Here is a 20,506-nt window from a genome sequence, read left to right on the forward strand (position 1 = left end):
CCGCCGGTAGCTCCCCCGGTTCGCCCTACACTCGGCCGCGTGAGCAGGCAGGTACGAGAAGAAGACAGTACGGACGGCGGCGCGGGCGGCGGTACGGGCGGCGGTGCGGACGGCGGTAGTGCGGACGGCGGCACCGGCGGCGCCGACGGCGGGCGCTACCGCCGTGAGGACCTGGCCCGCGCGGCCGGCGTCAAGGTGCGCAACCTGCGCTACTACCAGGAGCGCGGGCTGCTCCCGCCGCCGCGCCGCGAGGGCCGCATCGCCTGGTACTCGGCGGACCACCTGACCCGGCTGCGCCTGATCAGCGATCTCCTCGGGCGCGGGTACACCGTCAACGGGATCGCCGAGCTGCTGCACGCCTGGGAGGCGGGCGGCGGCCTGTCCCAACTCCTGGGCCTGGAGCGGGCGATGACCCGCGACTGGGTCCACGAGGAGCCGGTCACCATGACCCTGGCCGAACTGCGCGCACTGTTCGGCCCCGCGGGGACGGCCGAGGACACCCGGCGGGCGGCCGAGCTGGGGTACGTACGGATCGAGGGCGACCGGGTCACGCACCGGAGCCGGCGCCTGCTGGAGGCCACGCTCACGCTCGTGCGGCAGGGCGTGCCGCTCGCGGAGATCCTCGACGCGGGGGACTTCGTGCAGACGCAGGCGGCCGCGCTCGCCGACCGGTTCGTCGGACTGTTCCGGCGGCATGTGATCGGACCGGACGGGCTGGAGCGACTTTCAGCCACCCAACTGGATCACATCTCGGACGCGGTGGCGGCGCTGCGTCCGGTGGCCGGCGAGGTCGTGGCTTCGGAGTTCGCCCGGGCGATGGCCCGGCGGGTGGAGGCGGAGGTCGCCGAACTGCTCCGCAGGGACGGCTGAGGCCGCACAAAGCCGCGTAGAGCCGTGCAAAGCCGCGCAAGGCCGGATAAGGCCGCACCGGAAGCGGTGACCGACCGGTAGGAGTCGGCCGAAAGGGTACGGTCGAACAACCTTGCCAACCCCCATTGGCACTCTTACATTCAACTCGTCGGTAACAACGGTGCACAGCCGAAATAAGGGACGATCTCATGGCAGATTCCCCCAACTTATCGGATTCCTCCGCCCCGCCCGGCAGAGACGACGAGGGAGGCGGCCGCGTCCGCTGGCGCCGCTTCGCCGTCCTGACCGTCCCCGCCATCGCCGTGACCGCGGGCCTCGGCATCGCCCTCGCACAAGGCGCCCTCGCCGCCTCCTTCGCCGTGTCGGGCCAGCAGTTCAAGGTGTCGGCGACGAGCCTGGAGGGCGAGGGCTTCGCCCAGTACGGCAGCATCGACGTCAACGCCCGCGAGGAGCTCATCCCGGTGGCGGTCACCGCCATCAAGGAGGCCAAGCTCCACAGCCTCTGCCAGTCCGTCGTGACCACGCTCCCGGTCGTCGGCGACATCTCGCTCAACCTCACCGCGGGCAAGAAGGCGCCCGTCGAGGCGAGCAACCTGTTCGTCGACGCCACCCAGCTCTCCGGCGACGCCGTGTTCAGCAACATCGAGATCGGCCGCGACGCCTCCACCCTCGACAAGGGACCGGCGGAGGCCGTGGGCATGCAGGACCTGTTCGCCCAGCAGGCGGACACCGTCAGCATCACCGATCTGCAGCAGACGGCCTGGGCCACGAACGCGGGCACCTTCAAGCTCTCCGGGCTCAGCATGAACATCAGCAAGGGCAAGAAGGAATGCTTCTGAGCCTCCGGCGGCGGTGGCGGAAGTGGCGTCGGGGCAGGCCGTTCTGGGGAGGGCTCTTCGCCGTCCTCGCCGGGACGGAGATCTGCGCCCTGCCCCTCGCACCTCTGAAGGTGATGCTCCAGCAGGGCATCGCGGGCATCCCGTCCGTCCTGATGGGCATCGTCATGATCGTGCTCGGCCTCACCGCCTGGTTCTCGCCCGCACAGCGCGGCCTCGCCGGTGTCCTCACCACGCTCATCGCCACCGCCGCACTGGTCATGTCGAACCTCGGCGGGTTCCTGATCGGCACCCTGCTCGGGATCCTCGGCGGCGGGCTGATGTTCGCCTGGCAGCCGAACTCCGCCGCCCCGCGCCCCTCCCCCGGGACGCCGGACCCCGCACCACCGCATCCCCCCACCCCAACCGGCACCACCGCGCACCCCGATCCCCAAGGAGCACAGCCATGAGCCGCACGCGTACCGCGCTCGCCCTCGGGTTGGCCGCCGCCGGAGCGCTGTCGGTGGCCTCGGTCACCGCCACCGCCGCGCCCGCGCCGCTGGCCGGATCGACCACCGTCACCCCGGCCGGGCATTCGTTCAAGGCCGCCCTGAGCGGCAAGGCCACTCTCAAGGCCGGTTCGGTGACGGTGACCTGTACGGTCTCCGTCTCCACCGGCACGGTCCCGGCCGCCCCCGGGAACCAGAACCCCGCAGGTCCCGTCTCGTCGCCGATCACGCCGCCGACGTACACCTCGTGCACCTCCAGCATCCCGGGTGTGACCCCGACGGTCACCACCAGCGGATCCTGGTCGGTGTCGATGCAGAACGGCTCCCCCGTCACCGCCACCATGACCGTCCCCGTCGGCGGGCTCGTCGTGCACACGACCGGCCTGGCCACCTGTACGGTCACCGCCGCCCCCACCGCCCCGGCGAACGTCGCCGGGAGCTGGGTGAACGGCGCCCCGCCGAGCCTGACCTTCACCAACGCCTCCGTGCCGGTCACGGTCACCGGCGGGTTCGGCTGCCCGACCAGCGCGACCTCGTCCGTCTTCAACGCCGTGTACAAGGTCACCGACACGAGCGACCCGGCGCAGCAGATCACCGTCGGCCCCTGACGGGCGGCGGCGGCCCCCCTGCTCAAGGGCCGCAGCCGAGGAGGCCCGCCGGCCCCGGAGCGATCCGGGGCCGGCGGGCCTCCTCACGTGTACGGCCGGGCCTCAGCGGTGCGCCGGGAACTCCACCACCTGCTGGTACGTCGGCCGGTTCTGCCAGTTGATCTGCGGGTGGCTCAGCCCGCCCACCGGACGCTGCACGATCGAGTCCGCGCACCACTGGTTCCCGGCCGCGCAGGTCCCGTCGGCCGGGTACACGGCCGCCGGGGTGGCGGCGGCCGCCTGCTTGAGCGAGGCCGCAACGGCGTCACGGCACGCGGACAGCGAGCCGCCGCCGCAGTACGCCTTGGCCAGCGGACCGGCGACCGGGCGCCCGAGCACCGTGCGCAAGTCCTTGTCCGCGTAGCTCCACCAGCCGTACTGGAACGCCGACCCGGCGTGCGAACCGGTCGGCCCGTGACCCGCGTTGGGTGCCTCGTCGACGGTCAGGGAGGCCCGCAGGGCGTCGTAGAGCGGCGCCCCGAGCCCCGGTTTGAACTCGGCCTCGATCAGCAGCGGCCACCAGGCGTCCATGATCCGGATGGCATCGGCGTGCGCGTACGCCTTCGAGCCCTGAGCGGTCTCCTTGCGCTCGGTCCCCGCAGCCTGCCACGCCGCCAGCTTGTCGACGGCGGCGGCCACCGCAGGATCGGTGACCGGCCGGCTGCGCAGCACGGCGAGCAGCTCGGGCAGCAGGTTCTCGGCCCGCAGGTCGGTGACGGCCGCGTCCGCCATCGCCTGGGTGAGCTTGGCGCGGGTGACCCCGCCCGCGGCGACGAGGGGCTTCACGCGCTGGTCGAGGAGGTCGCCGCGGTGCACGGAGCCCATCCCGAAGCCGGCCGCGCCGTACTCCTTGGGCTGCTTGTTGTTCCAACTGATGTAGTAGTCCTGCCCGATGGACTGCGGGTGCTCGGCGGGCGGGGTGTACGCGGCGGTGTTGGCCGCCGGGTCGAAGCCCTGCCACTCGTACTGCTGCTTGGCCGCGATCGGCAGCGCGGCGTCGACCCCGGCCGCCCGGACCGGGTTCGACCCGCTGTTGTAGTACGCCGCTTCGCGCGCGTCCGCGTAGAACCAGTTGAAGGCGTAGCCGATGTGCTGGGCGGCCTGCTGGAACGTACGGGCGTCCGTCACGTACGCGGGGTCGTTCAGCATCTGGAAGCCGATGATCGAGTCGGCCTCGTGGCGGTACGTGGAGCGCAGAGCGGTGTAGGCCACGGGCTTGCCCAGGGCGGTGGCGCGGTGGGTGACGATGCCGTAGTTCGTCCGCCAGACCTGCATCCGGTACGAGCCGTTCGGCGTCGGGTCGGCCACCGAGGACTTCCAGGTGTTGGTGCGCTCCAGCTTCTCCATGGGGGTGCAGGTGCCGCGGTAGAGGTACGAGGCGCTCGCGGTGGTCGGGGTCCCGCCGTCCGGCTCGCACAGTTCGACGGCGAAGGTGTCGGTGATGTCCTGCCCGGCGGAGGTGGCGCTCCAGGCGTAGTCCTGGCCGCGGCCGAGCTGGACGTACATGCTCACCCCGGCGAAAGAGGCGCCGCGGGCGCTGATGCCGGGGCCCTGGAGCTCCTGGAGCATGAGGAGTTGGGGCGCGAGGTAGCCGGTCTGCGGGCCGAAGACGGCGACGGGGCGACCGCTCGCGGTCTTCGCCCCCGAGACGAGCAGGGCGTTCGACATGCTCTGCTTGACCGGCTTCGGCGGATTCGCGGCGGCCGCGGTGGCCGCCGCGCCCGTACGGTCGTAGACCAGCGGCTCGGCGGTGACCGAGCCGGGGTCCGGGAGCGCGGTGCCCTGCGGGTCCGCGGGCTTCTGCGCGTACGGGAAGCTCGTGCCGTCGTGGACGGTGAGCACGGCCTCGGGGTCGTCGCGCTCGCGGAAGGACTCCCAGACCCGGGTGCCCTCCTCCAGGCCGTACCTCTGCTGCGCGGAGAGCAGGGAGAGCGCGGCCTGCACCTCGCCGCCGCCACCGCCGCCGAACAGCCCGCCGACGACGGAGGCGAGGGCGATCAGGTCGGTGGTCTTGAACGGCTGGATCTCGCCGGCGTTGGTGATGGAGTCGATGTGGCCGGTGAGGACGTACTCGCCGGGGAAGTAGCGGCCGTTCTTGGACTGCACGCGGTAGGCGTTGATGCCGTCGACGTACGCCTGCGCGTCCTCCATCGCGAGGCGGCCGCGGTCGCCCTCCGTGGTGCGGATCCGGTCCACCTGGGCCTGGAGGTCGGCCTCGGTGTACGGGGCCTGCGGCCAGAACTGCTGCTCCAGCCCCTGGTTGGCGAGGGCGCCGCCGGCGAACGGGGTCAGGTCGCCGCGGCCGACGTGGCGGAAGAGGTCCATCTGCCAGAGCCGGTCCTGGGCGGCGGCGAAGCCCGCGCCGAAGGAAGTCCCGTAGCGGGTGGTTCCCTTGATGTGGGGGACGCCGGTCTTCTTGTCGCGGGTGATGGTGACGTCGGAGCGCGGGCTGGTGGTCGATTCGACCTGGTCGGCGGGGACCCCGAAGGACGCGTCGTTGAAGAAGTCGTTGACCTTGGCGTCGGTGAGCCCGGGGTATCCGGCCACCAGCGAGTCGTAACGGGCCAGTTGGTCGGATGCGTGGGCGGGCATCGTGCCGAACGCCTTGTGCAGGAGGATCTGGGCCAGGGTCGCGTTGCCGTTCTGGCCGGGCGGCAGGATGTCCGCGCACTGGCCGCCGCAGTAGTCGGCGACGGGGAGCGGCACGGGATCGGCGGGCGGCGCGGCGGCCGCGGTGGCGGCCGCGAGCGGGGAGAGCAGGGCGGCGCCGAGGGCGATCACCCCGGCGGCGACGGCAGTTCTCAGGCGGGCGGTGGGACGTCGCATACGTGCTCCTCCGTGGGGCAGGAAGCGGTCACGGGGGAGGGTACTGGCGCGGTCTACCGCTCAGTAAGATGAACGACCGTCACTTTTCCGGGGAGTTGCCGCGTCGCCGACAGCGCGTCGGGCATAAATCCGTTGCCGGACGCGCGGGGTGTCGGAGAGGCTCGCTGCCATGTCACAGAAAGAGCGCCACGTCTCCGACCTCTTCTCCGGCGGACGGCTCATCGCCATCCCGCGCAAGGCCGCCCGCCGCGAGCAGCTGCTCGCCCACCTCACCGAGACCCTCTTCGCACAGGGCCGGACGTACACCGAACCCGAGGTGAACGACGCGCTGCGCACCGTCCACGAGGACTGCTCGGCGCTGCGGCGCTACCTGATCACCTCGGGCCTGCTGACCCGCACCCGCGACGGCGGCAGCTACCGGCGGGCCGACGTCGTGGACCCGGCTATCCCCGGTACGCCTCCAGCAGCCTGAGCCAGATCTCGCTGATCGTCGGGAACGCCGGGACCGCGTGCCACAGCCGGTCGACCGGGACCTCCCCCGCGACCGCGATCGTGGCCGCGTGCAGCAGCTCGGCCACGCCCGGGCCGACGAAGGTGGCCCCGAGGAGCACCTCACGGTCCAGGTCGACGACCATCCGGGCCCTGCCCCGGTAGCCGTCGGCGTACAGGCCGGCGCCGGAGACCTTGCCGAGGTCGTAGTCCACGGCGCGGACCCGGTGGCCCGCCCGCTCGGCCTCCGCGAGGGTGAGCCCCACGGCCGCCGCCTCGGGGTCGGTGAACACCACCTGCGGCATGGCCCGCGTATCGGCGGTCGCCACGTGCGCGCCCCAGCGGCCGCTGTCGAGCGCGGGGCTGCCCGCCGCGCGGGCGGCGATGGCGGCCCCCGCGATCCTGGCCTGGTACTTGGCCTGGTGGGTCAGCAGCGCGCGGTGGTTGACGTCGCCGACGGCGTACAGCCAGTCGTGGCCCTGGGCGCGGCAGCTCTCGTCGACCGGGATCCAGTCGCCGGCCTTCAGGCCGACGGTCTCCAGCCCGATGTCCTCGGTGCGCGGCGTGCGGCCGGTCGCCATCAGCAGCTCGTCGCCCTCCAGGATCTCGCCGCCCTCCAGTACGACCTGGACGGGCCCGGTCGAGCCGTCCCGTACGACCGCCTCGACGGAGACGTCCGTACGGACCACCGCGCCGGCCTCGCGCAGCGCCTCGGCGACCAGTTCGCCGGCGAAGGACTCCATCCGCGGCAGCAGCCCGGAGCCGCGTACCAGGACCGTGACCTGGGAGCCGAGGGCCTGCCAGGCCGTGGCCATCTCGACGGCCACCACCGAGCCGCCCACGATCAGCAGCCGGCCCGGCACCTGCTGGGCGGAGGTGGCCTCGCGGCTGGTCCACGGCCGCGCCCCGGCGAGCCCGGGCACGTCCGGGATCACGGCGCGGGTGCCGGTGGCGACGACCACGGCGTGGCGGGCGGCCAGCACGTGGTGCTCGCCCTCGGGGCTGGTGACGGCGACCTTGCGGACCCCGTACAGGCGGCCGTGGCCCCGGTAGAGGTGGGCACCGGTCGACTCGATCCAGTCGGCCTGGCCGTCGTCCTTCCAGCTGGAGGTCCAGTAGTCGCGGTGGGCGAACACGGCCGCCGCGTCCAGCGGCCCCTCCACGGAGCCCGCGAGCCCGGGCAACCGGCGGGCGTCGGCCCTGGCCAGCGCGGGGCGCAGCAGCGCCTTGCTCGGGACGCAGGCCCAGTACGAGCATTCGCCGCCGATGAGTTCGGCCTCCACCAGGGCCGTGGTCAGCCCGGCGGCCCGGGTCCGGTCCACGATGTTCTCGCCGGCCGGTCCCCCGCCGAGCACCACGACGTCGTACTCCACCGCTTCCGACACAGTCACCATCCGTGGTTCCAGGGGCGCTTGTTCCCCGTCACCTTACGTGGGGACCGCGGGGCGGCGGGTCTGAGCTCAGGCCTCCGCCGTGCCGGGCTGGCCGTCCTGCTGCGACGCGGCGATCTTCGCGCGCACCTCGTCCATGTCCAGCGCCCGTGCCTGCCCGATCAGGTCCGTCAGCGCCGGCTCCGGCAGCGCGCCGGGCTGCGCGAAGATCGCCACCTGGTCCCGGACGATCATCAGCGTCGGGATCGAGGTGATCTGGAAGGCGGCGGCCAGCTCCTGCTGCGCCTCCGTGTCCACCTTGGCGAAGACCAGGTCCGGGTGGGCCTCCGAGGCCTTCTCGTAGACCGGGGCGAACTGCAGGCAGGGCCGGCACCAGCCCGCCCAGAAATCGATCAGCACGAACGGGTTCTCGCTGACCGTCTGGTCGAAGTTCTCCTTGGTGAGCTCGACAGTAGCCACGGTTCCAGACCTCCTGATTGCCTTGTATGCACCTTGAACGATCGGCTCGCCCCGTGCATTCCGCCGCGGCGCGCGGGCGGGCCGCCGCACGGCGTCGGCGGCCCGCCCGTACGTGCCGTCTCAGAAAGGGTGCCCCGCCGGAGCCGAGCGGACCGTCGTCCAGCGCAGCTCCGTGAAGGCGTCCAGGTTCGCCTCGCCGCCGAACCGGGCCCCGGTGCCCGAGGCGCCGACCCCGCCGAACGGGGCCACGGCCTCGTCGTTCACCGTCTGGTCGTTGACGTGCGCGATCCCGGTCGGGATCCGCCCGGCCAGCTCCATCCCGCGCGCCGCGTCGCGGGTCACGATCCCGAGGGAGAGGCCGTACGGGCCGGCCGAAGCCAGGGCCACCGCCTCCTCCTCCGTCACGAAGGACCGTACGGGCGCCACCGGGCCGAAGACCTCCTCCGCGTAGGCGGGGGTGTCGTCGGTGACCCCCGCCAGCACGGTCGGCCGGTAGAAGAGCCCCTCGTACGTGCCGCCGGCGACGAGCTTGGCGCCCCGCTCCGTGCTCGCCTCGACCAGGGCGTGGACCCGCTCCAGCTGGCCGCGGTCGATCAGCGGCCCCAGGTGCACCCGCTCGCGGTACGGGTCCCCCACCGCCAGCGCCTCGGCCCGCGCGGCGAGCCGCTCGACGTACTCGTCGTACAGCGAGGCGTGGACGAGGTGCCGGCCGGCCGTCATGCAGATCTGGCCCTGGTGGAAGAAGGAGCCCCAGGAGGCCTGCGCGACGGCGGCCTCGACATCGGCGTCCTGGAGCACGACGAGGGCCGAGTTCCCGCCCAACTCCAGGTGCGCCCGCTTCAGGTGGCGGCCCGCCAGCTCACCGACGAGCCGCCCGGCGGCCGTGGACCCGGTGAACGACACCACCCGGACCAGCGGATCGGCGACCACCGCCGCCCCGGTCTCCGCTCCCCCGGGCAGCACGTGCAGCAGTCCGTCCGGCAGCCCGGCGGCCGCGAAGACGGCGGCGAGCGCGAGGCCGCCGCACACGGCGGTCCGCAGGTCCGGCTTGAGCAGCACGGCGTTGCCGAGGGCGAGGGCCGGGGCGACCGAGCGGATCGCCAGGATCAGCGGCGCGTTGAACGGGGCCACCACGCCCACCACCCCGGCCGGGACCCGGCGGGTGAAGGACAGCCGCGGCGCCTCGCTCGGCAGCACCTGCCCGGCCGGGCGGGAGGCCAGCGCGGCGGCCTCGTAGCACTCCTGGGCGGCGACGTGCAGCTCGAAGTCGGCCTTGCCGGGTATGGAGCCGGACTCGCGCACCAGCCAGTCCCGCAGCTCGTCGGCGTGGGCGGTGAACAGGTCTCCGGCGCGGCGCAGGACGGCGGCCCGCTCCATGTGGGAGGCCCGCGCCCAGTCCTCCTGGGCAGCCCTGGCCCGCAGGGCGGACTCGGCGACATCGGCGGTCGCGGCCAGGGCGAAGGTGGCCAGGGTGCGGCCGGTGGCGGGTTCGACGACCGGGGCGGCGCCCCCGGTGAGGGTCGGTCCGTCCTGCCAGAGCGTCGGATCGAGGAGCGGCATGGCGCGGGGCCTCCGGTGGGGATGGGCGGGGCGGGGGGCGGCAGCACGCGCCATCGTGCCAGACCGGAGGCACCACATCTGTTCAGTTATTGGGCAGTTGACGGGCCGCCGTGACCGGAAACGATCGACGGCCCGGCGGCGTGGGTGCGTTCAGCGCTCCAGGACGAGCGCGATGCCCTGCCCGACACCGATGCACAGCGTCGCCATGCCCGTACCCGAGCCGGCCGCGGCCAGCTGGTGCGCCACCGAACCGGCCAGCCGGGCCCCGGAGGCGCCGAGCGGGTGCCCGATCGCGATGGCACCGCCGCGCGGGTTCAGCACCGCCGGGTCCAGCTCCGGCCAGGCCGCGAGGCAGCCCAACGCCTGCGCCGCGAAGGCCTCGTTGAGTTCGAGCGTGGTCAGATCGGCCAGGCTCCGGCCCGCCTTGGCGAGCGCGCGCTGCACGGCGTCGACCGGGCCCAGGCCGAAGAGCTGCGGCTCGATGCCCGTGACCGCGGAGGCGCTGATCCGGGCCAGCGGCTCCCGGCCGGTGGCCGCCAGCCCCTCCTCGTCGGTCAGCAGCAGCGCCGCGGCGCCGTCGTTGAGCGGGGAGGCGTTCGCGGCCGTGACCGTACCCGTGCCGTCCGTCCGGAAGGCGGGCTTCAGCCGGCCCAGTGCCTCGGGCGTGGAGCCCTCCCGGATGCATTCGTCGCGTACGAGGTCCACTCCGGGGTACGCGACGACCTCGTCGGCGTACTGCCCGGCGGCCCAGGCGGCCGCCGCCTTGCGGTGGCTCTCCAGGGCGAAGAGGTCCTGGGCCTCGCGGGTGATGCCGTGCTTCTCCGCGATGAGTTCGGCGCCCTCGCCGAGCGAGCCCGTCCACTCCGCGGGCATGCGCGGGTTGGTCATCCGCCAGCCGAGGGTGGTGGACCACATCTGCTGGTGGCCGGCCGGGAAGGGGCGCTCCGGCTTCTGCACCACCCAGGGGGCGCGGCTCATCGACTCCACGCCGCCCGCGATGGCGACGGAGGCGTCGCCGAGCGCGATGGCCCGGGCGGCCTGGATCACCGCTTCGAGGCCCGAACCGCAGAGCCGGTTGACGGTGACCCCGGGCACGGACACCGGGAGCCCGGCGAGCAGGACGGCCATCCGGGCCACGTCCCGGTTGTCCTCGCCCGCGCCGTTGGCATCGCCGAAGACCACGTCGTCGATGCGGGCCGGGTCGAGGTCGGGCGTACGGTCCACCAGCGCGCGCACGACGTGCGCAGCGAGGTCGTCGGGGCGGACCCCGGCGTAGGCTCCGCCGAACTTGCCGATCGGGGTGCGGACGGCGTCGACCACGTAGACGTCGCGGACGCTGCGTCCGTCGCGGGCGGTGCGGATGCTCATCGGGGCTCTCCTGGGCGGATCCGTACGGGCGGCGCCGGGGCGGTGCCGGGGTCGGCACCCGGTGCGGCGCCGGGCGCGCCCGGTGGGGCGCGCCCGCAGTCTCCGTCCGCAGGTCACCGGCTGTCAACGGCCCTCCGCCGGCCAACGACCGACCGTCCCGAGCCGGGCGGCGTCACGGGCCGGGCGTCAGGTCGACTCCCGTCGGATGGCCACGGCGGAGATCAGGTCGTGCCGCTGCGTGATCTCGCCCGGCTCCCGCACCGCCCGGTCCACGAGCGCGGCCAGGTGGTCCCCGGTCGGCAGCTCGATCTGCACCGTGCTCAGCCGGGGCCGCAGCAGCCTGCCGATGAGCAGGTCGTCGGCGCCGATGACCGCGACATCTTCGGGGACCCGCAGCCCCTCGTCCAGCAGGGCGCGCATCAGCAGCATCGCGTACTCGTCGTTGTACGCGAACACCGCGTCCAGGCCGAGCGAACGCCAGCGGGCGGCGAGGGCGGCGGCCGACTCCTCCGAGTAGGCCATCGCCAGCGGCTCGACCTCGGCGCCCGCGACCGAGCGGGCGCCCTCCAGGCGGGGAGCGGAGAAGAGCTCCATCCCCTCCTCCTCCGGGACGACCACGCCGATCCGCCGGTGGCCCCGCTCGACGAGGTGTTCGGCGGCCCGGGCGCCCACCTCGCGCTGGTCCATGACCAGGGCGTGGGCCCCGGGAACGCCGACCGGGCCCATCGTTATCACCGCGCGGGCTCCGGCCCGTTTCAGCGTGGCCACGTTGTGCGCGGAGAGGGTGATCTCGCCGAGCGAGATCACCGCGACCGGGCGCAGCTCGGCCCAGGCGCGGGCGGCCTCGTCGCCGCTGAGGCCGAGGCTGCCGTACTGGACCACGGTGTAGTCGAGGCGGCGCAGCGACCACTGGAGCTCGTTGAGGAAGGCGCTGTAGAGCGGTCCGATCGGCACGTGCGAGGTGGGCAGCAGCACGATGCGGGTATGGCCGGCGCGCAGGCTGCGGGCAGCGGCGTGCGGCACGTACCCGAGCTCCTCGGCGGCCCGGCGGACCTTGCGGCGGGTCGGTTCGCTGATGCGTACGGCTTCCGCGTTGTTGAGGACGTAGCTGACGGTCGCGCGCGACACGCCGGCGAGACGGGCCACGTCGGCGCTGGTCGGCACGGGGGCCGACTGCGGCGGTTTCGATGACTGTGACATTGCCGTGGCATCTTTCCAGACCGATCGTGCCCGGGGGCTAGCGGATGGCCGGAAACGAATGCTACACAGTGGTTACACGATTCATTGACACGTGTAACCCGGGTGTCACATCCCGTTCCCCGGGGCGCTCCCGCACGCGTCCGAGCGTGTCCCGCCGTGCCGCCGCCCTGTCGTGTTCCGTCGCACCCCCGCCGCCGCGACAGGGCGGCGCGCACCTCCCCGTACCTCTCCCCGCACTCCTTCCCCGCACCTCCCGGCACCCCCTCCCGTACCCGCCACCTCAAGCTCCACCCCACCCTCGTCCGCACGAAGAACCCGCCCAGGAGGGCACCGTGGCCCTTTCCTCCTCCGGCACCGGCACCACCGGAGCCACCCCCGACGACGCGTCCGCCGCACCCGCCGCCAGCGGCGACACCGGCTCCCCGCGCGCTATCGGACGCGGCCTGTTCCCGTTGCTGCTCGTCGGCAACAGCGCGATGTACACGCTCTACGTCGGCGTCGCCGGCGTCCTGCTCGCCCTCCACGTCGAGGACGTCGACCCGGCGAACAAGGTCTCCAACTTCGGCCTGATCGCGGGGGTCTCGGCGATCTTCGCCACGATCTTCAACCCGGTCGCCGGCGCCCTGTCCGACCGCAGCGGGCGGCGCAATCCCTGGATCCTGGGCGGCGGTATCGCCGCCGTACCGGCGATGTTCCTGCTCGGCGCCGCCGACACGATCCTGCTGATCACGATCGCCTGGTGCCTCGGCCAGGCCGTCATGAACGTCTACCAGGCCGCCCTCACCTCCGTCGTCCCCGACCGGGTCCCGACGTCCGCCCGCGGCAAGGCCTCTGCGGCCGTGGGGCTCGGCCTGCCCTTCGGCTCCACCCTCGGCGCGCTGATCGGCGCCGCGTTCTCGGAGGACTACCGCACCGGGTACCTCGTCTTCGGCGCGATCGTGGCGGGCGCCGCGGTCCTGTTCACCGCCTGCACCCGCGAGGAACGGCTCCCGGCGCGCGCCCCGCTGCCGGTCAAGGAGCAGCTCGCCGCGTTCACCAGCGCCCTGCGCGACCACGACTTCCGCTGGGCCTTCATCGGGCGGGCGCTGCTCGTACTCGGGTACTTCGCGGTCAGCGGGTACCAGCTGTACATCCTCCAGGACCACACCGTGCTGCCCGACGGCATGAAGCCGGAGGCGGCGGTGGCGGTGCTGATGCCGCTGACGAGCATCGCGATGGTCGTCTCCACGGTCCTCGGCGGGTACCTCTCCGACCGGCTCGACCGCCGCAAGCTGTTCGTCGGCGCCTCCGCCCTGCTGTCGGCCGTCGCGCTCGTGATCCCGGCCGTGTCGGACAGCTGGACGGCCATGCTGGCCTTCGCCGCCGTCAACGGGCTCGCCTTCGGCTCGTACATGGCCGTGGACACCGCGCTCGTGACGATGGTGCTCCCGAAGGCGGAGGACGCGGCCCGCGACATGGGCGTGCTCAACATCGCGAACGCGGGGCCGCAGATCATCGCGCCGTTCATCGCCTCGGTGATCGTCTCGCTGAGCGGCGGCTACACCGCGCTGTTCATCGTCGCGGCGGTCCTGGCGGTGGCGGGCGCGCTGGCGGTGAAGCCGATCCGCAGCGTGCGGTGAGGGGCGGAGCGCGCTCCTGCTCGGCGTTCGGGCCCCGTGCCGCCTCCGAGTCCTGTTCCTCCGTCATCACCGCTGATTCCACCGTCACACTGCCGAGAAAGGCATCACCGTGCAGCTGCACACCCACACCTGGGGCGAGGGCGACCGCGTCGCGCTCCTGATCCACGGCATGATGGCCGACCACCGGACCTGGCGCCGGGTGGGTCCCGCCCTCGCCGAGCGCGGCTACCGGGTCATCGCCGTGGACCTGCGGGGCCACGGCGCCAGCGGGCGGGGCGCGTACGGCCCGGAGCTCTTCGCGCAGGACGTGGTCGAGACCCTGCCCACCGGCGCCGAACTCGCGATCGGCCACTCGCTGGGCGGGCTGACCCTCTCGCTGGCCGTGGACCGGCTGAAGCCGGAGCGGGCGGTGTTCTCCGACCCGGCCTGGCACCTCGCCGCCCCGGCCGAGGGGATGGGTCCGGAGCTGTTCGCGCAGTTCAAGTCCGCGCCCAGGGAGCAGATCCGGGCGATGAACCCGCGCTGGGAGGAGGCGGACATCGACGTGGAGCTGGAGACCCTGGCGGTCTGGGACGAGGCGACGGCGCTCGGCCTCGCCGCGCTGTTCGGCAGGGACCTGCTGCCGGCGGCGCCGGTGGTCCCCTCGCTCGTCCAGCTCGCCGACCCGAGCTTCCTCATCCCGCCGGAGCGGGCCGCGCTGCTGGAGGAGCGCGGTTTCGAGGTACGGTCCGTCGCCGGCGCCGGACACACCATCCACCGGGACGACTTCGACGGGTTCATGGCCTCGCTGGAGGGTTGGATCCAACCGCTCTAGCCACCCTCGGGCCGTCCCCGTTACCTTCGGTCCTACCGAGCGGTAACGGGGAGGTCCGATGTCGGTGACGTCGTCAGGTACGAAGTCTTCAGCTGTCTCGTCCGTCTCTTCTGTCCCTTCCGTCTCCGACGGTCTGGTGGACACGGCGCGGGCGCTCGCCGAAGGAGGTGTCTCGGCACGCCGGTTGACCGAGGAGGCGCTGGAGCGGATCGCCGCCGCGCAGCCCGTCCTCAACGCGTTCCGGATCGTACGCACCGAGGCCGCGCTCGCCGAGGCGGACGCGGCCGACCGGCGGCTGGCCGCCGGTGAGCGGCTCCCGCTGCTCGGCGTACCCATAGCCGTCAAGGACGACATGGACGTGGCCGGCGAGCCGACCGCGTTCGGCTGCGCCGGTCAGTTCCCGCCGAAGACCGCCGACAGCGAGGCCGTACGCAGGCTGCGCGCGGCCGGCGCGGTCGTCATCGGCAAGACCCAGACGCCGGAGCTGGGGCAGTGGCCGTTCACCGAGGGCCCGGCGTTCGGCGCGACCCGCAATCCGTGGAACCCGGCCCACACGCCCGGCGGTTCCTCCGGCGGCTCGGCGGCCGCCGTGGCCGCGGGGCTGGTCCCGGCGGCGCTCGGCTCCGACGGGGCGGGTTCCGTACGGATCCCCGCGGCCTGGACCCATCTGGTGGGCGTCAAACCGCAGCGCGGGCGCATCTCCACCTGGCCGGAGCCGGAGTCGTTCCACGGGCTGACCGTCAACGGCGTGCTGGCCCGCAGCGTCGGCGACGCGGCGCTCCTGCTCGACGCCGCGAGCGGCCCGCACGCCGGGGACCGGCACCGCCCGGCCCCCGTCTCGGCGATCGAGGCGACCCGGCGCGCGCCGCGCCGGCTGCGCATCGCCCTGTCGTTCGGGATGGCCTTCACGGCGACACCGAAGTCCCTTGATCCCGAGGTCCGTTCGGCGGTGGAACGGCTGGCGGGCCGGCTGGAGTCCCTGGGGCACGAGGTGGTCCCGGAGGACCCGCGCTACGGGCAGATCGGCCTGACCTTCGTCCCCCGCGCGACCGGGGGCGTACGGGACTGGGCGTCCCGGGTGCCGGATCCCGCGCTGCTGGACCCGCGCACGCACGAGGCGATGCGCACGGGCCGGATCCTGGGCGGCCTGCCGCTGCGGGTCTCCCGCCGGGCGGAGACCCTGCTGCGGCGGCGGGTCGGGGAGATCTTCGGCCGGTTCGACGTGGTCCTGACCCCGACGACGGCCGCTCCCCCGCTGCGGATCGGCGCCCTGGCGGGGCTCGGGGCGATGGCCACGGACCGGGCGATGATCGCGGCGTGCCCGTACGCCTGGACCTGGAACGTGCTGGGCTGGCCGGGGGTGAACGTCCCGGCGGGCTTCACCACCGAGGGCCTCCCCCTGGGGGCCCAGCTCCTGGGCCCGGCCGATTCGGAACCCCTCCTCCTCTCCCTGGCGGCCCAGGCGGAAGCGGCCGGAGCCTGGTCGGACGCCTGGCCGGACCAGTGGCAGGCAGGGAGGGTGAGCAGGGGCTGAGCCGGGTCTGAGCCGGGTCTGAGCCGGGGCTGCACGGGCTCTGCGCGGGATCGTCGCCCTCAGAGGTTCTGTCCGCCGGAGACCTCGATGTTCTGGGCGGTGATCCAGCGGCCTTCCTCGGAGACCAGGGTGGCGATCACCATGCCGATGTCGTCGGGTTCGCCGATCCGTCCGAGCGCGAAGGCACGCGCCATCTCCGGGATGATCTCCGGGTGCCGTTCGAAGGCGTTGTCGGCGAAACGGGTGCGGGTGGCACCGGGCGCGACGGAGTTGACGCGGATGCCCCGCGGACCGAACTCCTTGGCCATGTAGCGGGTCAGTACGGTCACCGCGCCCTTCAGCGACGCGTAGACGGAGTATCCGGGTGCCGTCACGTGCGGCAGTGCGGAGTTACTGGTGGTGTTGACGATCGCCCCGCCGTCGGCCATCAGCGGCAGCAGCGCCCGGGTGAGGAAGAACGGGCCCTTGAAGAGCCCGCGGGTGAGCCGGTCGAAGGACTCCTCGGTGGTGTCCTCGATCATCGACTCGCCCGCGAAGCCGGCGTTGTTGACGAGGTGGTCGAAGGTGTCGCGCTGCCAGGTGGTGCGCAGCGCGTCGGCCACGGCCTCGCGGAACGCGGGGAAGCCGGCCGTGTCGCTGATGTCCAGGGGCAGCGCCACGGCGGTGCCGCCCCGCTTCTCGATCTCGGCGACGGCCTCTTCGCCGCCCTGCCGGTTGGAGCCGTACGTGAGGATGACTCCGACGCCCCGTGCGGCGATCTGGAGGGCCGCGCTCCGTCCGATGCCGGAACTGGCGCCCGTGACCACGGCTACCTGCATGATGTGCCTCCCGCTCGTGCGGTGGAGTACGTGCGCTCCACCCGGAATGTGACACTTCCAGGCAACCAGCCGGCGTCGCGGCGCCGAAAGAAAGATCCTCCCGCGTCCTTGCCCATTCCTGCCGCGGTGGGACCGGAGGGCAGGGCCGGAGTCACGGCAGGGCTTCCGCACGGGCGCGTGCGGAGCGGCTCAGGTGGGCGGCGTCCTGGCTGGGCGACGCGCCGAACTGCCTGCGGTACTCGCGGCTGAACTGCGACGGGCTCTCGTAGCCGACGCGGACGCTGACACCGGTGACGTCACCGGAGCGCGTGGCCAGCATCAGCCGCGCTTCCTGGAGGCGGATCTGCTTCTGGAAGCGGATGGGGCTCATCGCCGTCACCGTCTGGAAGTTGCGGTGGAAGGCGGAGACGCTCATGCCGGTGAGCCGGGCCAGGTCCTCGACGCGGAACGGCTCGGCGTAGTGCTCCCGGATCCAGCGCACCGCCCGCGCGATGTGGCTGAGGCTGCTGTCGGCGAGACCGAGCTGGCGTACGATCTCGCCCTGCTCGCCCGTGATCAGCCGCCACAGGATCTCCCGTTTGACCAGCGGGGCGAGCACGGCCCGGTCGCGGGGCCGGTCCAGCAGGCGCAGCAGCCGGACCACCGCGTCGAGCAGCTCCGGCGGGGCGTCGCTGACCGCGATGGCCGGGTGCGGTCCGCCCGGTGCGCGCCCGGCGCCACCCGGGTCGGCCAGCAGCAGCTCGGCGACGGCGGACGGCTCCAGGGTCAGCCCGAAGCCGAGGGCGGGTTCCTCGGGGCTGGCCTCGGTGAAGTTGCCGGTGATCGGCAGGTCCACCGAGGCGACGAGGTACTGACCGGCCCCGTACTCGTACACCTGCTCGCCCAGCGCCAGCCGCTTGGTCCCCTGGGCGATGACGGCCAGCACCGTGCCGGACGCGGCCGGTGTGGGCGGGTGGGGGCTCTCGACCTTCGATACGCGGACCCCGTCGATGTCGGTGCTCCAGTCCGGCCGCGCGTGCCGGGCCAGCAGGTCACGGAGTTCGTCCAGTTGCATACGACGATTGCAGCACGCGCGCCGGCGTCGTCGCCTCCCAGCGCACCGGGCGTGCGGGCCCTCAGACTCTGCGGCCCGCCGCCGAGGCGAAGCCGAGCCAGGTGTGGCGGTTGCCCCACCAGCACCAGCCGACCTTCGGGGCCTCGCGCCGCTCGCGGCCGTCCCGCCCCGTGCCGTTGCTGATCCAGATCGCCGGGGTACGGGCGTCGAGGGTGCCGTTCGCCTTGCGCAGCCGGGAGCCGATGGTCATGAAGCAGCGGTTGCGTTCCAGGGCGGCCGGCTGCTGGAGCACCCAGTGGATGCCCTCGCCGAGCAGCAGCGGGGTGCGCTCCTCCTTCGTCAGGGCCGGGAGCGCCTCCTCCGGGCTCCAGTTGGCCATGTGGTCGCCGCGATCGAGGCCGGTGACGACGTAGAGCGGGGCGTCGGGCAGCTCGATGGCGTCGAGCGGGGCGAAGCCGTCGACGTCGGGCATGTCGGTGACGACGAAGCCGGGCTTGCCGTCGCGGCGGAGCAGGAGTGTGAGGGCGGAGGCGGGGACGCGGTCCGGATGCACGGCGAGCAGGGCGTCACCGCCGTGCCCGCCTCCCGCGTCCTGCGCGGAGGCGAAGGCGCGCAGCTCATCGGCGTCGATTCCCGCGAGCTCGTGCATCCCGAGCTCGATCAGGCGCTCGGCCTGGGCGGCGAGCGGCGGGAGAGAGGGTACGGCGGGGCCGGACGGGGTTTCGGGCACGGGCACGGCGCTCCTGCGGTTCGCGGGTCAGAGCAGCGGACCCCGGACCAACGAGGCGGCCCGCCGGAACGTTCCCGCCGCGAACCCGCACGCTCTCGTCGTCGCGTTCCCCGGCTCCGGACGGAGTGTGCGCGAAGCCGCCGAGCCGCGGACAAAGAGAAAGGCAAGGAGGTTACCCACTCCTTGCCACTCTCAACATATAGCGCACTGGGGGGCTTGCGGCAAGGCCCCCGTCGTGCCGCACAATCATCGGCCGAGGCCAGAACCTGCCGAAATCAGGGATTCGCGCAGTACACGTGCCTTTGTCAACGTACCTGGGGGTTTTCATGATGGACGTGATCGTGGTCGGCGGCGGACCGACCGGCCTGATGCTGGCCGGCGAGCTGCGGCTGCACGGTGTGCGGGTGCTCGTGCTGGAGAAGGAGGCGGAGCCGACCCGTCAGTCCCGCGCCCAAGGTCTGCACGTACGCAGCATCGAGGTGATGGACCAGCGCGGTCTGCTGGAGCGGTTCCTCCCGCTCGGCCGGCAGTTCACGGTGGGCGGCTTCTTCGCCGGCCTCGGTACCTCGTGGCCGGAGGGGATGGACACGGCGCACTCGTACGTCCTCCACATCCCGCAGGAGATCACCGAGCGGCTGCTGACCGAGCACGCCGTCGAGGCCGGCGTCGAGATCCGGCGCGGCTGCGAGCTGGTCGGGCTGAGCCAGGACGACGACGGGGTGACCGTCGAACTGGCCGACACCACGCGCCTGCGCGCCCGCTACGTCGTCGGCTGCGACGGCGGTCGCAGTACGGTGCGCAAGCTGCTCGGCGTCGGCTTCCCCGGCGAGCCCTCCAGGGTCGAGACGCTGCTGGGCGTGATGGAGCTGGCCGAACCGGCGGAGACGGTGGCCGCCGTGGTGGCCGAAGTCCGCACGACACAGCTGCGGTTCGGTGCCATGCCCATGGGGGACGGGGTCTACCGCGTCGTCGCGCCCGCCGAGGGCGTGGCCGAGGACCGCACCACCGCGCCGACCCTCGACGAGTTCAAGCAACAGCTGCACGCCTTCGCCGGCACCGACTTCGGCGCGCACTCGCCGCGCTGGCTCTCCCGCTTCGGCGACGCGACCCGACTGGCCGAGCGGTACCGGGTCGGCCGTGTCCTGCTGGCCGGCGACGCGGCGCACATCCACCCGCCGACCGGCGGGCAGGGACTCAACCTCGGCGTCCAGGACGCGTTCAACCTCGGCTGGAAACTGGCCGCAGAGGTCTGCGGCTGGGCACCGGAGGGCCTGCTGGACAGCTACCACACGGAACGGCACCCGGTGGCCGCCTCCGTACTGGACAACACGCGCGCGCAGATCCAGCTGATGTCCGCCGAGCCGGGGCCCCAGTCGGTGCGCCGGCTGCTGGCGGAACTGATGGACTTCGAGGAGGTGAACCGGTACCTCATCGAGAAGATCACCGCGATCTCCGTCCGCTACGACTTCGGCGAGGGAGACGAGGGCGAGGAGGGCGAGGAGGGCGGCCGGGTTCACCAGGGCCACGACCTGGTCGGCCGGCGGATGCGGGACGTGGCGCTGAAGCGCGGCCGCCTCTACGAGCTGACGCGCGGCGGCCGCGGCCTGCTGCTCGACCAGACCGGCCGGCTCTCGGTGGCGGGCTGGTCGGACCGGGTCGACCACGTCGTCGACGTCAGTGACGAACTGGACGTGCCGGCGGTACTGCTGCGGCCGGACGGCCATGTGGCGTGGGTCGGTGAGGACCAGCAGGAGCTGCTCGCCCACCTGCCCAAGTGGTTCGGCGCCGCGGCCGGCTGAGCAC

At 73.1% G+C, this 20,506-nt stretch carries 18 protein-coding genes; 9 read left to right on the plus strand and 9 right to left on the minus strand.

The window, feature by feature from the left end; translation table 11 throughout:
* Positions 1–39: 39 nt before the first annotated feature.
* From ADK52_RS22250 to ADK52_RS22265, 4 genes are all read left to right on the plus strand, one after another.
* Complete coding sequence (locus tag ADK52_RS22250) at positions 40–870, plus strand: MerR family transcriptional regulator (protein ID WP_234344140.1); 831 nt, start codon at positions 40–42, stop codon at positions 868–870.
* A gap of 188 nt (positions 871–1,058) precedes the next feature.
* Complete coding sequence (locus tag ADK52_RS22255; protein WP_420714926.1) at positions 1,059–1,709, plus strand: DUF6230 family protein; 651 nt, start codon at positions 1,059–1,061, stop codon at positions 1,707–1,709.
* Positions 1,700–2,155: a DUF6114 domain-containing protein gene (locus ADK52_RS22260; protein ID WP_220461314.1), complete on the plus strand. Its 456-nt coding sequence runs from the start codon at positions 1,700–1,702 to the stop codon at positions 2,153–2,155. Before ADK52_RS22255 ends, ADK52_RS22260 begins: the two co-directional genes overlap by 10 nt.
* Positions 2,152–2,802, plus strand: a complete 651-nt coding sequence (locus tag ADK52_RS22265; RefSeq protein WP_053691600.1) for a hypothetical protein — start codon at positions 2,152–2,154, stop codon at positions 2,800–2,802. Before ADK52_RS22260 ends, ADK52_RS22265 begins: the two co-directional genes overlap by 4 nt.
* Before the next feature lie 102 nt (positions 2,803–2,904).
* On the opposite strand, the gene ADK52_RS22270 is transcribed toward ADK52_RS22265, so the two are convergent.
* Complete coding sequence (locus ADK52_RS22270; RefSeq protein WP_053691601.1) at positions 2,905–5,667, minus strand: penicillin acylase family protein; 2,763 nt, start codon at positions 5,665–5,667, stop codon at positions 2,905–2,907.
* A gap of 169 nt (positions 5,668–5,836) precedes the next feature.
* On the opposite strand from ADK52_RS22270, the gene ADK52_RS22275 reads away from it, so the two are divergent.
* Positions 5,837–6,139 (plus strand): DUF2087 domain-containing protein, encoded by a 303-nt coding sequence (locus ADK52_RS22275; RefSeq protein WP_053691602.1) that lies wholly within the window; start codon positions 5,837–5,839, stop codon positions 6,137–6,139.
* Here the strand turns inward: ADK52_RS22275 and ADK52_RS22280 are convergent.
* The 5 genes from ADK52_RS22280 to ADK52_RS22300 form a co-directional block, all read right to left on the minus strand.
* Positions 6,111–7,550 (minus strand): dihydrolipoyl dehydrogenase family protein, encoded by a 1,440-nt coding sequence (locus ADK52_RS22280; RefSeq protein ID WP_053691603.1) that lies wholly within the window; start codon positions 7,548–7,550, stop codon positions 6,111–6,113. The genes ADK52_RS22275 and ADK52_RS22280 overlap by 29 nt on opposite strands.
* Before the next feature lie 66 nt (positions 7,551–7,616).
* Positions 7,617–8,006 carry a thioredoxin family protein gene (locus tag ADK52_RS22285; protein WP_053691604.1) on the minus strand — a complete coding sequence of 130 codons (390 nt, stop codon included), beginning with the start codon at positions 8,004–8,006 and terminating at the stop codon, positions 7,617–7,619.
* A 120-nt stretch (positions 8,007–8,126) separates the two neighbouring features.
* Positions 8,127–9,566: an aldehyde dehydrogenase family protein gene (locus ADK52_RS22290; RefSeq protein WP_053691605.1), complete on the minus strand. Its 1,440-nt coding sequence runs from the start codon at positions 9,564–9,566 to the stop codon at positions 8,127–8,129.
* Between the two features lie 150 nt (positions 9,567–9,716).
* Entirely contained in the window at positions 9,717–10,934 is a 1,218-nt protein-coding gene (locus tag ADK52_RS22295; protein ID WP_053691606.1) for a thiolase family protein, read from the minus strand.
* Positions 10,935–11,120: 186 nt separating this feature from the next.
* Positions 11,121–12,134 carry a LacI family DNA-binding transcriptional regulator gene (locus tag ADK52_RS22300; RefSeq protein ID WP_053691607.1) on the minus strand — a complete coding sequence of 338 codons (1,014 nt, stop codon included), beginning with the start codon at positions 12,132–12,134 and terminating at the stop codon, positions 11,121–11,123.
* Positions 12,135–12,466: 332 nt separating this feature from the next.
* Between ADK52_RS22300 and ADK52_RS22305 the strand changes: the two genes are divergently transcribed.
* The 3 genes from ADK52_RS22305 (at position 12,467) to ADK52_RS22315 (ending at position 16,101) form a co-directional block, all read left to right on the plus strand.
* Complete coding sequence (locus ADK52_RS22305) at positions 12,467–13,753, plus strand: MFS transporter (RefSeq protein ID WP_053691608.1); 1,287 nt, start codon at positions 12,467–12,469, stop codon at positions 13,751–13,753.
* 109 nt (positions 13,754–13,862) lie between these two features.
* Complete coding sequence (locus ADK52_RS22310) at positions 13,863–14,567, plus strand: alpha/beta fold hydrolase (RefSeq protein ID WP_053691609.1); 705 nt, start codon at positions 13,863–13,865, stop codon at positions 14,565–14,567.
* 58 nt (positions 14,568–14,625) lie between these two features.
* Positions 14,626–16,101 carry an amidase gene (locus tag ADK52_RS22315; RefSeq protein ID WP_078988522.1) on the plus strand — a complete coding sequence of 492 codons (1,476 nt, stop codon included), beginning with the start codon at positions 14,626–14,628 and terminating at the stop codon, positions 16,099–16,101.
* 59 nt (positions 16,102–16,160) lie between these two features.
* Here ADK52_RS22315 and ADK52_RS22320 read toward each other — a convergent pair whose 3' ends face one another.
* From ADK52_RS22320 to ADK52_RS22330, 3 genes are all read right to left on the minus strand, one after another.
* Positions 16,161–16,919, minus strand: a complete 759-nt coding sequence (locus ADK52_RS22320; RefSeq protein WP_053691610.1) for an SDR family NAD(P)-dependent oxidoreductase — start codon at positions 16,917–16,919, stop codon at positions 16,161–16,163.
* Between the two features lie 151 nt (positions 16,920–17,070).
* A complete protein-coding gene (locus tag ADK52_RS22325; protein WP_053691611.1) occupies positions 17,071–17,973 on the minus strand; it encodes an AraC family transcriptional regulator in 903 nt (300 codons plus the stop codon).
* Positions 17,974–18,034: 61 nt separating this feature from the next.
* Positions 18,035–18,703, minus strand: a complete 669-nt coding sequence (locus ADK52_RS22330; protein ID WP_053691612.1) for a DUF5701 family protein — start codon at positions 18,701–18,703, stop codon at positions 18,035–18,037.
* Between the two features lie 326 nt (positions 18,704–19,029).
* Between ADK52_RS22330 and rox the strand changes: the two genes are divergently transcribed.
* Positions 19,030–20,502, plus strand: a complete 1,473-nt coding sequence (rox, locus tag ADK52_RS22335) for a rifampin monooxygenase (protein ID WP_053691613.1) — start codon at positions 19,030–19,032, stop codon at positions 20,500–20,502.
* The last annotated feature ends 4 nt before the right edge of the window (positions 20,503–20,506 follow it).

It is taken from the genome of Streptomyces sp. WM6372, assembly GCF_001279655.1.
GTDB lineage: Bacteria > Actinomycetota > Actinomycetes > Streptomycetales > Streptomycetaceae > Streptomyces.